This window comes from Herbaspirillum robiniae (assembly GCF_002213415.1).
Classification (GTDB): domain Bacteria; phylum Pseudomonadota; class Gammaproteobacteria; order Burkholderiales; family Burkholderiaceae_D; genus Herbaspirillum; species Herbaspirillum robiniae.
Genome location: NZ_NJGU01000001.1, coordinates 711922 through 726680, shown reverse-complemented (window position 1 = coordinate 726680; position 14759 = coordinate 711922). Strand labels below are relative to the sequence as shown.

11 protein-coding genes are annotated in these 14759 nt (G+C 65.6%); 6 read left to right on the top strand and 5 right to left on the bottom strand.

All coding sequences use genetic code 11. From position 1 onward, the window contains the following. Positions 1–32 precede the first annotated feature (32 nt). From moeA to CEJ42_RS03165, 4 genes are all read right to left on the bottom strand, one after another. On the bottom strand, positions 33–1337 hold the full coding sequence (gene moeA / locus CEJ42_RS03180; protein ID WP_088749995.1) for a molybdopterin molybdotransferase MoeA: 1305 nt from the start codon (positions 1335–1337) through the stop codon (positions 33–35). Then, positions 1334–1948, bottom strand: a complete 615-nt coding sequence (gene mobA, locus CEJ42_RS03175; RefSeq protein ID WP_088749994.1) for a molybdenum cofactor guanylyltransferase MobA — start codon at positions 1946–1948, stop codon at positions 1334–1336. The genes moeA and mobA overlap by 4 nt, the downstream gene beginning before the upstream one ends. Positions 1949–1981: 33 nt before the next feature. After that, a complete protein-coding gene (gene moaA, locus CEJ42_RS03170; protein WP_079215390.1) occupies positions 1982–3100 on the bottom strand; it encodes a GTP 3',8-cyclase MoaA in 1119 nt (372 codons plus the stop codon). Between the two features lie 384 nt (positions 3101–3484). Further along, positions 3485–6613, bottom strand: coding sequence for an Rne/Rng family ribonuclease (locus tag CEJ42_RS03165; protein ID WP_088749993.1), 3129 nt, complete (start codon positions 6611–6613; stop codon positions 3485–3487). A gap of 835 nt (positions 6614–7448) precedes the next feature. Between CEJ42_RS03165 and rluC the strand changes: the two genes are divergently transcribed. The 4 genes from rluC (at position 7449) to CEJ42_RS03145 (ending at position 10795) form a co-directional block, all read left to right on the top strand. Next, positions 7449–8516: a 23S rRNA pseudouridine(955/2504/2580) synthase RluC gene (rluC, locus tag CEJ42_RS03160; protein ID WP_079215388.1), complete on the top strand. Its 1068-nt coding sequence runs from the start codon at positions 7449–7451 to the stop codon at positions 8514–8516. Positions 8517–8625: 109 nt separating this feature from the next. Beyond that, positions 8626–9285, top strand: a complete 660-nt coding sequence (locus tag CEJ42_RS03155; RefSeq protein ID WP_079215387.1) for an HAD-IIIA family hydrolase — start codon at positions 8626–8628, stop codon at positions 9283–9285. A 35-nt stretch (positions 9286–9320) separates the two neighbouring features. Continuing rightward, a complete protein-coding gene (locus tag CEJ42_RS03150; RefSeq protein WP_079215386.1) occupies positions 9321–9695 on the top strand; it encodes a Rieske (2Fe-2S) protein in 375 nt (124 codons plus the stop codon). Between the two features lie 59 nt (positions 9696–9754). Continuing rightward, positions 9755–10795, top strand: a complete 1041-nt coding sequence (locus tag CEJ42_RS03145; protein ID WP_079215385.1) for a S49 family peptidase — start codon at positions 9755–9757, stop codon at positions 10793–10795. An 85-nt stretch (positions 10796–10880) separates the two neighbouring features. On the opposite strand, the gene CEJ42_RS03140 is transcribed toward CEJ42_RS03145, so the two are convergent. Beyond that, positions 10881–11645: an SAM-dependent methyltransferase gene (locus tag CEJ42_RS03140; protein ID WP_088749992.1), complete on the bottom strand. Its 765-nt coding sequence runs from the start codon at positions 11643–11645 to the stop codon at positions 10881–10883. A gap of 267 nt (positions 11646–11912) precedes the next feature. On the opposite strand from CEJ42_RS03140, the gene CEJ42_RS03135 reads away from it, so the two are divergent. Further along, on the top strand, positions 11913–13370 hold the full coding sequence (locus CEJ42_RS03135; protein ID WP_079215383.1) for a Ppx/GppA phosphatase family protein: 1458 nt from the start codon (positions 11913–11915) through the stop codon (positions 13368–13370). 288 nt (positions 13371–13658) lie between these two features. Next, the gene (locus CEJ42_RS03130; protein WP_088749991.1) at positions 13659–14693 is read left to right on the top strand and encodes an extracellular solute-binding protein; all 1035 of its coding nucleotides are present in this window, start codon (positions 13659–13661) and stop codon (positions 14691–14693) included. Positions 14694–14759: the final 66 nt, after the last annotated feature.

The following is a 14759-nucleotide window of genomic DNA, read 5'->3' as shown; positions in this document are numbered from 1 at the left end:
GATATCCATGGCCGCCGCGCTGGCGGCCGGCCTCAGATCAAACCGTCGAACACCACGATCGACACTTCCTCGCCGGCGGCCACATCGCCCCGCTCGTGCTCCAGCTCGATGATGCAGTTGGCGTCCGACATCGAGCGCAACACGCCCGAACCCTGGGTACCCGTCAGCTTCACCGACCACAGGCCGTGCTCATCCGGCGCGAGGATGCCGCGCTGGTATTCGGTGCGGCCGGCCCTCTTGCGGATCGGGCCGGTGCTTTTCACGCGCAGGCGCGGCAGCGGCTTGGGCTCGGCGCCGGCTAGGCGCAGCAGGGCGTCGCGCACGAAGAAGGAAAAGCTGACCGTCACCGCCACCGGGTTGCCCGGCAGGCCGAACAGGTAGGCGTCGCGCCCCTTGGAGGCGATGCGCCCGAAGGCCAGCGGCCGGCCCGGGCGCATGGCGATCTTCCAGAACATCATTTCGCCCAGGCTGGCCATGATCTGCTTGGTGTAGTCGGCTTCGCCCACCGACACGCCGCCGGAGGTGATGACGGCGTCGGCTTCTTCGCAGGCACTGCGGAAAGCGGCTTCCAGCGCGGCCGGATCGTCGCCCACCACGCCCATGTCGATCACCTCGCAGCCCAGCCGCGTGAGCATGCCGTACAAGGTATAGCGGTTGGAGTCGTAGACGCAGCCGGGATCGAGCGGCTCGCCCACCGAGCGCAGCTCGTCGCCGGTGGAGAAGAAGGCCACGCGCAGGCGACGCTGCACCGAGACTTCCGGAATGCCCAGCGAGGCCAGCAGGCCGATGTCGGACGGGCGCAGGCGGCGTCCGCGCGGCAGCGCCACGCTGCCCATGGCCAGGTCTTCGCCGCGCAGGCGGCGGTTGTCGCCGGGACGCGCGCGGCCGGCGGGGATGGTGATGGCGTGCTCGCCGGCGTCCACGGTCAGCTCTTGCGGCACCACCGTGTCGCAGTCCGCTGGCATCGGCGCGCCGGTCATGATGCGTACGCACTGGCCTGGCCTGATCTCGCCGGCGAAACTGGCGCCGGCATGTACCGCGCCGATCACCTGCAGGGTGACTGCGCCGCCGGCGGCGACATCCTCGCCGCGCAGCGCATAGCCGTCCATGGCCGAATTGTCATGCGCGGGCACGTCGATGCGCGAGACGATGTCCTGTGCCAGCACGCGCGACAGGGCGCTGCGGATAGATACCTTTTCGACGGCGGTGATCGGTTCGATGAAATCCCGGATGACGGCTTGCGCCTGGGCCACGGTCATGGCGTCGGGATCGTAGCCGCTGATGCAGCTGATGATGTCGTTCAGTGAAGGCGAGGGATGTGATGCGTTCTGGGTCATTGTTCTTGCTCGAGCTGCTGCAACTGCAGCCCGGTGTTGATGTTGCTGAAGGCGCGCTCGTCGGGGAAGTCGACCTCCACGCAGCGCAGCGTGGCGAACCAGAGTTCCATCTTGCGTTCGCCGGCGGCGAGAAACGCGTCCAGCGACGGCAGCGACGATTTGCGCAGCAGGGAGCATACCGGATGGCGCTGCCGTTTGTCTTGCGCGCCGGTGACGGCGAAGGCGGCGTCGGCGCCCGAGGCGGCCATCTCTTCGGCCAGCCTGGCCACCAGGTCATAGGGAATGAGCGGCGAATCGCAGGGCGCGGTGGCGAGGAAGGGCGTGGCGCAGTGCGCCAGGCCGCATTGCAGGCCCGCCAGCGGGCCGGGGAAGTCGGGCGCGAGGTCGTGCCAGATCGGATAGCCGAAGGCGGCGTAACGCAGCTGGGAGCGGTTGGCGTTGACGGCCAGCGTACAGACCTGCGGCGCCAGCCGTTCCAGCACATGTTGCGCCAGCGGCTTGCCGTGCAGGATTTCCAGCCCCTTGTCGACGCCGCCCATGCGCGTGCCGCGGCCGCCGGCCAGGACGAGGCCGGTGATGTGGCTGGCGGCGATGGCGGGTACGGCTGACATGGATATTGCCCCGGTGGCGCGGCAGGCGCGGGCCTAGCCGCCGATATAGGACATCTCTACCTTGCGCGGCGCCGCTTCGTCCTGCAGGCCGCTGCGCAATTCGGAATAGCGGTCGCCGCGATGGCTCCACAGCTGCGCGATGGCGCCGGCGAGTTCGGCGTCGGAGCCGCCGTTGCGCACGATGCCGCGCAGGTCATGGCCCTGGCTGGCGAAGAGGCAGGTGTAGACCTTGCCCTCGGTGGACAGGCGCGCGCGCGAGCAGTCGCCGCAGAAGGCGTGGGTGACGCTGGAGATCACGCCGATCTCGCCGCTGCCGTCGGCATAGCGCCAGCGCTCGGCGGTCTCGCCCACGTAGTTGGGATCGGCTTCGACCAGCGGCAGTTCGGCGGCGATGCGGCGCACCACCTCATTGGAGGGCAGCACTTCTTCCATGCGCCAGCCGTTGGAGGCGCCGACGTCCATGTATTCGATGAAGCGCAGGATGGCCGGCGTGCCCTTGAAGTGGCGCGCCATCGGCAGGATCTCGTGGTCGTTCAGGCCCTTCTTGACCACCATGTTGATCTTCACCGGGCCCAGGCCGGCGGCATGGGCGGCGTCGATGCCTTCGAGCACGCGCGCGACCGGGAAGTCGACGTCGTTCATGCGGCGGAAGGCTTCGTCGTTCAGCGAATCCAGTGACACGGTGACGCGCTTGAGGCCGGCGGCCTTCAGGGCCTGCGCCTTTTGCTTCAACAGCGTGCCGTTGGTGGTCAGGGTGAGGTCGATCTCCTCGCCTTCGGGCGTGCGCAGCGCGGCCAGCATCTCGACCAGGCGCTCGATGTTCTTGCGCAGCAGCGGCTCGCCGCCGGTCAGGCGGATCTTGCGCACGCCGTGCGCCACGAACTGGCGCGCGACGCGGGTGATTTCTTCAAAGGTGAGCAGGGCGGAGTGCGGCAGGAATTGGTATTCCTTGTCGAACACATCCTTGGGCATGCAATAGACGCAGCGGAAATTGCAGCGGTCGGTCACCGAGATGCGCAGGTCGTGCAACGGGCGGCCCAGGGCATCGCCCAGCAGGCCGACGGGCTCCGACGGAACCGGCAAATAGCCCGCAGCCACGCCCAGGGGCATGGCTTGCCGATAATCAACGATGGGAATGACGCGCTTGTTCATACGGGCTGGCTGCTGCAGATGTGTAACGATAGCACGGCTGGCAATACCGGATAGATGCACAATTGTGCATATTCGCTATAGCCGCAGCGCATGAGCCGGCCGCAACGCCTTGCGGTACGGGCCTTTGCGGCGCCAGGCCGGACGATGCGGGCGGTCCTTCGCCGCCGGGGCGGCCACTGTATCCGTCTTGCCGTCGCCCAACTGTGACCGGCCCGTTGCGCGCCCGCCATGGCAGGTACCCCAGATGCGTGCGCCGCGCGCGAATACAAGCACGGCCGTACACCCGGGCGGCCTCCGCAAAAGGACGCAAAAGGCGCAAGGGCGCAAATGCCGGAAAAGAAAAAGGGAGCCGAAGCTCCCTTTTTCATCCTGCCCTCAGGCCGATCAACGGCGGGTTTCCACCTGGACCAGAGGATCGGTCGACTGCGGCGGCAGCGGCTTGCGCTCGCGCGGCACGCGCGGCGCCGGCACGATGGCGGCCGAGGCTTCCTGCGCTGCGCGCAGTTTCACCGGATCGGTGGTCGCCAGGGTCAGGCCGGCTTGCGACAGCATCTGGTTCAGCGAGTCCCACTGGGCGCCATTGCCGCCGGCTTGCGCCGGTGCAGCAGCGGCCGGGGCTACCGGAGCGGCTGCCTGGGGCGCGGGAGCGGCTTCCACCGCATCCAGCAGGCTGATCTGCTGCGGCGCTGCTGCCGGCGCGACTTCAACCGGGGCTTCCGACGCGGCCGGGGCTTCGACCGGCGCCTGCACCGGCTCGAAGGCCGGGGCGGGCGCGAAGCTGGCGTCGATCGACGGCGCTGCCGGCTCGATCGGCTCGCTGCGTGCGAAGACGGCTTCGGTTGCCTCGGCTGCCGCTGCGGCCACGGCTTCCACCGAGTTCACGCCGCTTTCGACGGTGGCGGCGGTTTGCGCGGGGGCAGCTGCCGGGGTGTCGGCCGCTTGCTGCGGCACCGGCGATTCGGTGAAGGAGGCCTGGGCCACGGCGGCTTGCGCCACCTCGACCGGGGCTGCCACCGGAGCGGCTTCCACTGCCGCCGCATCGGCGGCGACGGCGGTTTCGGCGCCTTCAGCGGCTTCTTCGCCGGCCTCGGCATTGCCTTCGCCGTTGTCGATCAGGTTGCCGTTTTCGTCGCGTTCGCGGCGATGACGGTTGCGACCGCCACGACGGCGGCGGCGACGCGGTTCGGAACCGCCTTCGGCGCCTTCCGCGCCTTCGCCGGCCTCGACTTGTGCGCCTTCGACCTGCGCAGCCTGCTCATCGTTGGCGATGGCAACGGCGCCTGCGGCCACTGCCACGCCGGCAGTTGCGGCGCCGGCGGCCAGTGCTGCTTCCAGCGGCAGGCCTTCCTCGGACTTGGCTTCCTTGCGTTCGCCACGCGGTGCGCGAGGTTCACGCGGCTGGCGCGGTTCACGCGGTTCGCGCTGTTCACGGCCTTCACGCGGTTCGCGGGCCTCGCGCGGCTCGCGGCCTTCGCGTGGCTCGTTGCGGCGCGGCTCCTTCTGCTCCTGGCCTTCGCGGGCCTGGATCTCACGCGGCTCGCGCGGTTCACGGCCTTCCTTGGGTTCGCGCGGAGGACGCGGCTGGCGCGGCTGCTTGCCTTCCACGGCTTCGCCGGCCTTCAGTTCGGCTGCCGCCGGGGCGCCGTCGCGGCCGCGTTGCGGGCGTTCGCCGTTGCGCTCGTTGCGGTTGCGGCCGTTACGGTCGCGGTTGTTGCGGCTGCTGCGTTCGCCTTCGCGCTTGGCCGGCGCCTTGGCTTCGACCGGGGCGGGCGCAGGGGCGGGGGCGACCGGCTTCTTGCGGAAGAAGCTGAAGATCTTGCCCAGCAGGCCCGATTCCGGCGCCAGCGTCGGCGGCGGCACGGGAGCGGCGACCGGTTCGGCGACCTTGCGCTCGACGATCGGGGCCGGCTGGTCGGGGGTGATGCCCTTGACCACGGCTTCCTGGCGCGGCTTGACGTCTTCCTTCTGGCGCTTGTTGTAGCCGATGTCGGTGTCGGCCTGCTCGGCCATGGCGTAGCTGGCTTGGGCGTCGTCCAGGCGCGGATCGTCGTGCTTGATCCGTTCCATCTTGTAGTGCGGGGTTTCCAGGTGCTTGTTGGGGATCATGATGACCGTGACGCGATGGCGCGTCTCGATCTTCAGGATTTCGCCGCGCTTCTCGTTCAACAGGAAGGCGGCGACGTCCACCGGCGCCTGCACATGGATGGCGGCCGAGTTTTCCTTCATCGCCTCTTCCTGGATGATGCGCAGGACCTGCAGGGCGGAGGATTCGGTATCGCGGATGTGGCCGGTGCCGTTGCAGCGCGGGCAGGTCACGTGGCTGCCTTCGGACAGCGACGGGCGCAGGCGCTGGCGCGACAGTTCCATCAGGCCGAAGCGCGAGATCTTGCCCATCTGGACGCGGGCGCGGTCGTGGTGCAGGGCGTCTTTCAGGCGGCCTTCGACTTCGCGCTGGTTCTTGCTGTTCTCCATGTCGATGAAGTCGATCACGATCAGGCCGCCCAGGTCGCGCAAGCGCAGCTGGCGGGCCACTTCGTCGGCCGCTTCAAGGTTGGTGTAGAACGCGGTGGTCTCGATGTCGCTGCCGCGGGTGGCGCGCGCCGAGTTGACGTCGACCGAAACCAGGGCTTCGGTGTGGTCGATCACGATGGCGCCGCCCGAAGGCAGCGGCACGGTGCGCGAGTAGGCGGTTTCGATCTGATGTTCGATCTGGAAGCGCGAGAACAGCGGCACGTCGTCGCGGTAGCGCTTGACGCGATGGACCATGTCCGGCATCACGTGGGCCATGAACTGCTGGGCCTGGTCGTGGATGTCGTCGGTGTCGATCAGGATTTCGCCGATGTCGGGCTGGAAGTAGTCGCGGATGGCGCGGATGACCAGCGAGGATTCCTGGTAGATCAGGAAGGCGCCCGAAGCGGACTGGCCGGCGCCTTCGATGGCGCGCCACAGTTGCATCAGGTAGTTCAGGTCCCACTGCAGCTCGTCGACGTTGCGGCCGATGCCGGCGGTGCGGGCGATGACGGACATGCCGGTGGGCAGGTCCAATTTGTCCATGGTTTCGCGCAGTTCCTGGCGGTCTTCGCCTTCGACCCGGCGGGAGACGCCGCCGCCGCGCGGGTTGTTGGGCATCAGCACCAGGTAGCGGCCGGCCAGCGAGATGAAGGAGGTCAGGGCGGCGCCCTTGTTGCCGCGCTCTTCCTTTTCGACCTGGACGATGATTTCCTGGCCTTCGCGCAGCGCTTCCTTGATGGTCGCGTTGCGGACGTCGATGCCTTCCTTGAAGTAGGAGCGGGCCACTTCCTTGAACGGCAGGAAGCCATGGCGCTCTTCGCCGTAGTTGACGAAGCAGGCTTCGAGCGAGGGCTCGATGCGGGTGATGACGCCCTTGTAGATGTTGGACTTGCGCTGTTCGCGTCCAGTCGTTTCGATATCGATGTCGATCAGTTTCTGACCGTCAACGATCGCTACGCGCAGTTCTTCCTGCTGCGTAGCGTTGAACAACATACGTTTCATGTTTTCACTCCGGGATCCGAAGATCCTTCAAATGGCGCGATCCGGTTCGGATGCGGCGCCAAAAGGTACAGGGGATGTACGCGAGAACGAAGTGATTGGGGAAGGGAATTGCCTTACTGTGTGGAGTGCAGCTCGTATCAAGCTGATGAGGCACTCAAGCACAACGGGGCGCGGATGCAGCGGGCCGGATCGCCGGGCAGCGCCGTATCCGCGCCGCGCGCTCCGCCATAGGCGGTCGCGCAGGCTGCTGCGGACGGTAAGCTGGTCTGTGAAGCCAAACGAAACATAGTAATAAGGGTTGGCGACGGCGATCGGGTTTTACTGCATCAACCGGCAAGCTTCGCGATGAACCGGTTGCGTCCGAGGCATGGCCCTGTGCGATGCGCTGCGGGAGGCGGGAGGGGCCGTGTGGGCCTGCCGTCTCCTGCGCTGCTTTTCGCCTGGGGGCTGTGCGCTGCGGTCCGGAAACCGGAACACCGGATGCGAGTCTTGCCAGACTTTTATCCTGATGATCCAAACAAATCTGTTCCACTTCCAAGTGCGTTATCCGATTGCAACTGCGGTGCAAACTGGACTCGCGCAGGGAAGGTGCGTACTCGTTTTCGAGGCCTTACGTCAATCAGGACGGTGGCATTCACGGCTCGTTGATCGATTCCGATTGAGCCGTTGCAGTGCGTTTTTTTGCGTCTGCCTTGCCGCGCGTCGTGGTTTTCGGGGCCCCCTTCGTCTATTTTGCAAAGGAGCGAGGCTGACGAAGTCTCCTCTTGTGTAGAATGTTCCTTTTTATTCTACTGACGCGGTTTTTTGACCAGCGTCGATCGATTATATATTCAAAATGAAGGACTTAGCGAGATTTTCTAGGGGGGCTTCTGAATCCGCCAAAGGGGCGGCGCCTTCCGGGAGCGCAACAGCCTCGCAGAATGTCCCTCAGGTGCAATTGCTGACCATTTCCGAGGAAGAGTCGGGGCAACGGATCGACAATTTCCTGCTACGGATCTGCAAAGGCGTTCCCAAGAGCCATATCTACCGCGTGCTGCGTTCGGGAGAGGTGCGGGTCAACAAGGGCCGCATCGACCAGACCTATCGCCTGGTCGAAGGCGACGTCGTGCGCGTGCCGCCAATACGAGTTGCGGAGAGGCAAGAGAACATCGTTCCCGGCGCCGAATTCCGCATCCTGCTCGAAGACAGCCACATGCTGGTGATCGACAAGCCGGCCGGCGTGGCCGTGCACGGCGGTTCCGGCGTGAGCTACGGCGTCATCGAGCAACTGCGCGCCGCGCGTCCCCAGGCCAAGTTCCTGGAACTGGTGCACCGCCTGGATCGCGACACCTCCGGCGTGCTGCTGATCGCCAAGAAGCGCTCCGCATTGACCAACCTGCACGACCAGATGCGCGACGGCGTCACCGACAAGCGCTACCTGACGCTGGTGCAGGGCGACTGGAAGAACGCGCGCCAGCACGTGAAGTTGCCGCTGTTCAAGTACAGCACGCCCGACGGCGAACGCCGGGTGCGGGTGCAGGCCGACGGCCAGCCTTCGCATACGGTGTTTTCCCTGATGCGCCGCTTCGGCGAATTCGCGCTGCTGGAAGCTGAACTGAAGACCGGTCGCACGCATCAGATCCGGGTGCACCTGTCTTCCAGCGGTTTTCCCATCGTGGGCGACGACAAGTACGGCGATTTCGCCCTGAACAAGGCGATGCAGAAGGCCGATGGCCGCCGCATCGCCTTCAAGCGCATGTTCCTGCATGCCTGGCGCATCACCTTCACCCATCCCGAGAGCGGCGAGAAGGTGACCCTGAAGGCGGCCTTGCCGCAGGAATGCGAAAACTTCCTGCGCAGCCTGCAGGAGGCCGGCGACGATGAAACATTGCCGGCCGGAATCGGCGACGACGGGGAAGCTTGAATCAGGGATGCCGCAGTCGGCCGGGATGTGATACTTTCTGCCGGGAATTAACAGATACGCAAGTCCGCCGGTTGAACCTCGCCGGCCACTGAGCAAAGCGAAAACAAACATGGCAAGAAAGCAATTCGACCTGATCGTCTTCGACTGGGACGGCACCCTGATGGACAGCACCTCGACCATCGTGCGCTGCATCCAGGCCGCCGCGCGCGACCTCGGCCTGCCGATTCCCGACAAGAGCGCCGCATCCTACGTGATCGGCCTGGGCCTGCAGGACGCCATGCAGGCGGCGATCCCTGACGTCGATCCCAAATACTATCCGCGCATCGTCGAGCGTTATCGCCACCATTACCTGGGGCAGGACAAGGACCTGACGCTGTTCGACGGCGTGCCCGAGATGCTGGCCGACCTGTCGCAGCAGGGCTATTTCCTGGCGGTGGCCACCGGCAAGAGCCGCGTCGGGCTCAACCGTGCGATGAACAGCACCGGCCTGCTGTCGGTGTTCGACGCCACGCGCTGCGCCGACGAGACCTTCTCCAAGCCACATCCGGCGATGCTGCAGGAGCTGACCCGCGAGCTGGGGCAGGACATGCACCGCACCGTGATGGTCGGCGACACCACGCATGACCTGCAGATGGCCATCAATGCCGGCGCCAAGGGCGTGGCGGTCGAGTTCGGCGCGCATCCGGCGACCCAGCTGCACGAGCTGGCGCCGCTGTATTCGGCCAAATCCATCCGCGAGCTGCACCAGTGGCTGACCGATAACGCCTGAGCCGCCGTTTTCCACGCCATTCACAGCCATTGCCAATGAACAGCCCGACCGAGATCCTGATCTGCGCTTCCTCCGACATCGTCGAGGGCGGACTGGGCAAGCGCTTTCCCGTGATGGTCCATGGCGACGACGCCACCGGCTTCGTGGTGCGCTACGGCGGCGCGGTGTTCGGCTACCTGAACCGCTGCGCGCATGTGCCGGTGGAGCTGGACTGGGCCGAGGGCGAGTTCTTCGAATCCAGCGGCCTGTATCTCATGTGCGCAACACATGGCGCGGTTTATGCGCCCGATACGGGGAAATGCGAGGGCGGTCCTTGTACCGGCGCGCATTTGCGTAAGATCATGACGGTGGAGCGGGACGGGCAGATCTATTGGCGCCCGGACGAGATCGTCAAGCCCGCCGGGGCATGAGCCTTTTGGGGAATTAGCGCAGGACGGCCGCCGGCCGCCGCGCCGCTTTGAGTGAGCCTATGAGCAACAACGAATTTGAAAATCCGGAATCGAAACCGCAACCGCAGGCCACGCCTGCGCCTGAAGCCGGCGTGACGCCGCCCAAGCCCGCCCGCGAGGACAAGAAGCCCGGCTGGGAGCGCGACGTGCTCGAAAAACTGGCGCTGTTCGCGGTCAAGGAACAGCGTGCGCGCCGCCGTTGGGGCATCTTCTTCCGCATCGTGATCCTGATGGCGATCGTGTTCGGCGTGTGGCTGGCCTTCACCTACGGCAAGACCGAGGCCGAGCCGCTGGGCACCCATACGGCGCTGGTCGAGATCCGCGGCACCATCGAATCCGAAGGCCAGGGTTCGGCCGGCGTGGTCATCCCCGCGCTGGACAAGGCTTTCGCCGCCGCAGATTCGGTCGGCGTGATCCTCAAGATCAACAGCCCCGGCGGCAGCCCCGTACAGGCCGGCATGATCAACGACGAGATCACCCGCCTGCGCAAGGAGTATCCCAAGAAGCCGATCTACGTCGTGGTCGAGGAAATGTGCGCTTCGGGCGGCTACTACATCGCCGCCGCGGCCGACCGCATCTACGTCAACAAGGCCAGCCTGATCGGTTCGGTGGGCGTGCTGATGGACGGTTTCGGCTTCACCGGCCTGATGGACAAGCTGGGCGTCGAACGCCGCCTGCTGACCGCGGGCGAGAACAAGAGCTTCCTCGATCCGTTCAGCCCGCAAAGCCCGAAGCAGCGTGAATACGCGCAGGCCATGCTGGAAGAGATCCACCAGCAGTTCATCGAAGTGGTGCGCCAGGGCCGCGGCACGCGCCTGAAAGAAACCCCGGAGACCTTCTCCGGCCTGGTGTGGACCGGCTCCAAGGCTGTCGAGCTGGGCCTGGCCGACGGCTACGGCACGGTCGACAGCGTGGCGCGCGACGTCATCAAGGCCGAAGACGTGGTCGACTATACCCAGACCGAGAACCTGTCGGAGCGCGTGCTGAAGAAATTCGGCGTGGCCTTCGGCGCGGGCATGGCCAAGACGCTGATGTCGTCTTCGGTGCCGCAGTTGCGCTGAGTTTCGCAGGGTTCAACGAAAAAGGCCGGCTGCATGCGCTGCCGGCCTTTTTCTTTTGTCCGTCATCTGCGCGCAGGCAAGGGGATCAATCCGCCAGCAGCAGGAACACCGTCGGCTTCTTGTGGAAATCCGGCCCCTTGCCGGCCGCCAGCGCGGTCTTCCATTGCGCCGCGCTCAGCGTGCGCACCGACTCGGTCGGCAGGCTGAGGTCGGTCGCCACGCAGACCAGCGTGCCGGGCTGGCAGTTGCCGGCCAGCGCTTCCAGCATGGCGGCGTTGCGGTAGGGCGTTTCGATCAGCAGCTGGGTCTGCTTCTCCTTGCGCGAACGGTCTTCCAGTTGGCGGATGCGCTTGCCGCGCGCCTCGGCGTCGGTGGGCAGGTAGCCGTTGAAGGCGAAGCTCTGGCCGTTCAGGCCGCTGGCCATCACCGCCAGCAGCAGCGAGGACGGCCCCACCAGCGGGCGCACCTGGATACCGCGCTGGTGGGCCAGGCGCACCAGGTTGGCGCCGGGATCGGCCACTGCCGGCACGCCGGCTTCCGAAATCAGGCCACCGTCGCGTCCTTCCAGCAGCGGCGCCAGCAAGGCCGGCAACGCCGCCGCGGCGGTGTTGACGTTGAGCTCGGCGATGCCGATTTCCTGGATGGGCTTCGCCAGCGGCTGGCGGCTGGCCAGCAGCTTGAGGAAGGCGCGCGTGGTCTTGGCGTTTTCGGCGACGAAGTAATCCAGGCGCGCGGCGATGGCCTGCACTTCACGCGGGATGATGGCGTCCAGCGGATGCGGCGCGCCGTCTTCGGCGGGGAGTTCGACGGGGCCCAGGGTGTTGGGGATCAGATAAAGAATGCCCGGCATGGAAAGCGAAAAGGATAAATTGTATAAAATAATATTTGCGGCGCAACACGGCGCCCGGATATCCTCCATTTTACAGGCTGCGCGCGGCCTGGCGGCCGATACGGCGATGCGGCCGGCGCAAATCGGCCCGGCGCGGCGCGCAGGGTGTCATTAAACTGTCATGGAAGCCGATTATCTTGTCTGGGCGGCCACATGCAGCGGATTAAATTGTTTAGGCATTTTTGAAGTCCGGATCCCTGTCCCGGATTCAACTTCGGAAGGAAATGAATGTTTGCAGCGGTAGATCTCGGTTCCAACAGCTTTCGTCTGCATATCGGCAAATATGAGGACGGCGGCATCCGCGTGATCAAGAGCGCGCGCGATCCCATTCGCCTGGCGGCCGGCCTCGACAAGAACGGCAACCTGACCGAGCAAGCCTGCAAGACTGCCATCGATTCGCTCACGCGCTTTCGCGCCATCCTGCGCGACTACTCCCTCAACGCCGTGCGCGTGGTGGCGACCAACACGCTGCGCGTGGCCAGGAATTCGCACGAGCTGCTGCCCGAGCTGGAGCGCGCCATCGGCTACCCGGTGGAAATCATCTCCGGCGAGGAAGAGGGGCGCCTGATCTACATGGGCGTGGCCGGCGTGCTGGCCGAGCCGGAAGAAGAGCGCATGGTGATCGACATCGGCGGCGGCTCCACCGAGGTCGTGCGCGGCCTGGGCGGCCACATCCGCCATGTCGAGTCCTTCGGCATCGGCACGGTCAACCAGAGCCTGGCGTTTTTCCCGGACGGCGCCATCACGGCGGCAGCCTTCGAGCGCGCCATCATCTCCGCACGCTCGCACGTCGAGGACGCGGTGCACCTGTTCAGCTTCAGCGAAGGCATCAACGTCTACGGTTCGTCCGGCACCATGCGGGCGATCGCCGATACCATCGAGCGCAACGGCATGGGCGACGGCCGCATTTCACTGTCCAGCCTGGACGACCTGATGCAGCGCCTGATCGATTTCGGCCATGTCAGCCAGATCGAGCTGGACGGCATGAAGCCGGACCGCGCCGGCGTCATCATGGGCGGGCTGGCGGTGCTGATCGGTTTCATGCAGGAGTTCGGCATCGAGTTCGTCACGCCGGTTGAAGCCGGCCTGCGCATGGGCGTGATGTGGGACCTGCAGCTGCGCGCCACGCAGTCCGACCGCCGCGAGCTGTCGGTGGAAGACTTCGCGCGCCGCTTCCATGTCGACGCCGCGCGCGCGCACAGCGTGGCCGAGACCGCGCTGGGCTTCTTCCAGGTGCTCAAGCCCGCCACCGATTCCTATGCGCGCTATCTCTACTGGGGCGCCTTGCTGCACGAGACCGGCCTGGTGGTGTCGCCCACCGGCTACCACAAGCATTCGGCCTACATGATCGCCAATGCCGACCTGCCCGGTTTCACCACCCGCGAGCAGAAGCTGATGAGTACGCTGATCCTGGGGCAGAAGGGCAACCTGAAGAAGATCAGCGAGATGCTGGCCGACGTCGATTTCGCCAAGGCGGTGCTGGCGCTGCGGCTGGCGGTGATGTTCATGCATTCGCACATCACGCTGGATCCGGACAAGGTCAAGGTCAAGCTCAAGAGCAAGATCGACCTGGAGATCCGGCGCGACTACATCAAGGAACACCCGAGCATCGGCTTCTGGTTCCAGAAGGAGCAGGAGTGGTGGGCCGGCATCGGCGTCGATTTCGGCGTCAAGGTGCTGGCCTGATCCGGTTTCCGGCTGCGAATGAAAAATGCCCCGGCGCATGGCGCGTGGGGCATTTTTCTTTTTGTGCCGGGAGCAGGGCGTTTTAAATGATAATGCTTCTTATCCGTGATATAGTCGCATCCGGTTTTCGATACTGAAGCCGCATACCAACAACAAGGCATCGCACGATGCCGCCATCGCGAAAAGCCGGACCCGCGCAGCATCCCCGGACCGCCTCCCGCGCCAAAAAAAGAAGCCCGCTCGCCCTGTCGACGCGGCATTCGTTCATTTTTTGGAAAAGGATGGTTCATGTTCCCTCGTCAACTCATGGTCGGCGCCTTGCTGGCCGGTACCGCGCTGTCTGCCTTCGCCCAGGAGAAGGTACTCAACCTCTACTCGGCGCGTCACTATCAGACTGACGAAGCGCTTTACGCCGATTTCACCAAGGCCACCGGCATCAAGATCAACCGTATCGACGGCGACGACGCCGGCATCCTGGCGCGCCTGAAAAGCGAAGGCGCTTCCAGCCCGGCCGACGTGATCCTGCTGGTGGACGCCGCGCGCCTGTGGAAGGCGCAGAGCGACGGCCTGTTCCAGCCGGTCAAGTCGAAGGTGCTGGACGAGCGCATTCCGGCCCAGCTGCACAGCAAGGAAGGCGCCGACGGCGCGCAGTGGTTCGGTTTCTCGACCCGGGCCCGCGTGATCGTCTACAACAAGGCCAACGTGAAGGCTGAAGACGTCGACACCTACGAATCGCTGGCCGATCCCAAGAACAAGGGCAAGCTGTGCACCCGCAGCGGTTCGCACCCGTACAACGTCTCGCTGTTCGGCGCGCTGCTGGAGCACAACGGCGCGGCCAAGACCGAGGAAGTCCTGAAGGGCATGGTCGCCAACCAGGCGCGCCAGCCGGTGGGCGGCGACACCGACCAGATCAAGGCGGTAGGCTCGGGCGAATGCGGCGTGGCCATCTCCAACTCTTATTACGTGGCGCGCCTGCTGCGCTCCACCAAGCCTGAAGACGTGGCGCTGATGGAGAAGGTCGGCATCATCTGGCCCAACCAGAAGAGCTACGGCGCGCACGTGAACATCGCCGGCGCCGGCGTGGCCAAGAACGCGCCGCACAAGGCTGAAGCCGTGCAGTTCCTGGAATACCTGGCCGGCGACAAGGCCCAGCGCTATTTCGCCGAAGGCAACAACGAATGGCCGGCTGTGGCCAGCGTGAAGACCGAGAACCCGGCGCTGCTGAAGATGGGTTCGTTCAAGGCTGAAGTGATCAACGTTGGCGCGGTCGGCGCCAACCAGCAGAAGGTGCTGCAGATGCTGGACCGCGTCGGCTACAAGTGACGCGCAAGGCGGGCGCCTGACGCCCAAGCGCATGGCCGCCGGGTCCGGGACCGGCGCCATGTGCCG

Bases quoted from the DNA above. Each gene is read 5' to 3' on its own strand.
- moaA (WP_079215390.1), bottom strand. From the start codon at position 3,100: ATGAACAAGCGCGTCATTCCCATCGTTGATTATCGGCAAGCCATGCCC.
- moeA (WP_088749995.1), bottom strand. From the start codon at position 1,337: ATGACCCAGAACGCATCACATCCCTCGCCTTCACTGAACGACATCATC.
- CEJ42_RS03155 (WP_079215387.1), top strand. From the start codon at position 8,626: ATGGCAAGAAAGCAATTCGACCTGATCGTCTTCGACTGGGACGGCACC.
- mobA (WP_088749994.1), bottom strand. From the start codon at position 1,948: ATGTCAGCCGTACCCGCCATCGCCGCCAGCCACATCACCGGCCTCGTC.
- CEJ42_RS03140 (WP_088749992.1), bottom strand. From the start codon at position 11,645: ATGCCGGGCATTCTTTATCTGATCCCCAACACCCTGGGCCCCGTCGAA.
- CEJ42_RS03165 (WP_088749993.1), bottom strand. From the start codon at position 6,613: ATGAAACGTATGTTGTTCAACGCTACGCAGCAGGAAGAACTGCGCGTA.
- rluC (WP_079215388.1), top strand. From the start codon at position 7,449: ATGAAGGACTTAGCGAGATTTTCTAGGGGGGCTTCTGAATCCGCCAAA.
- CEJ42_RS03145 (WP_079215385.1), top strand. From the start codon at position 9,755: ATGAGCAACAACGAATTTGAAAATCCGGAATCGAAACCGCAACCGCAG.
- CEJ42_RS03130 (WP_088749991.1), top strand. From the start codon at position 13,659: ATGTTCCCTCGTCAACTCATGGTCGGCGCCTTGCTGGCCGGTACCGCG.
- CEJ42_RS03135 (WP_079215383.1), top strand. From the start codon at position 11,913: ATGTTTGCAGCGGTAGATCTCGGTTCCAACAGCTTTCGTCTGCATATC.
- CEJ42_RS03150 (WP_079215386.1), top strand. From the start codon at position 9,321: ATGAACAGCCCGACCGAGATCCTGATCTGCGCTTCCTCCGACATCGTC.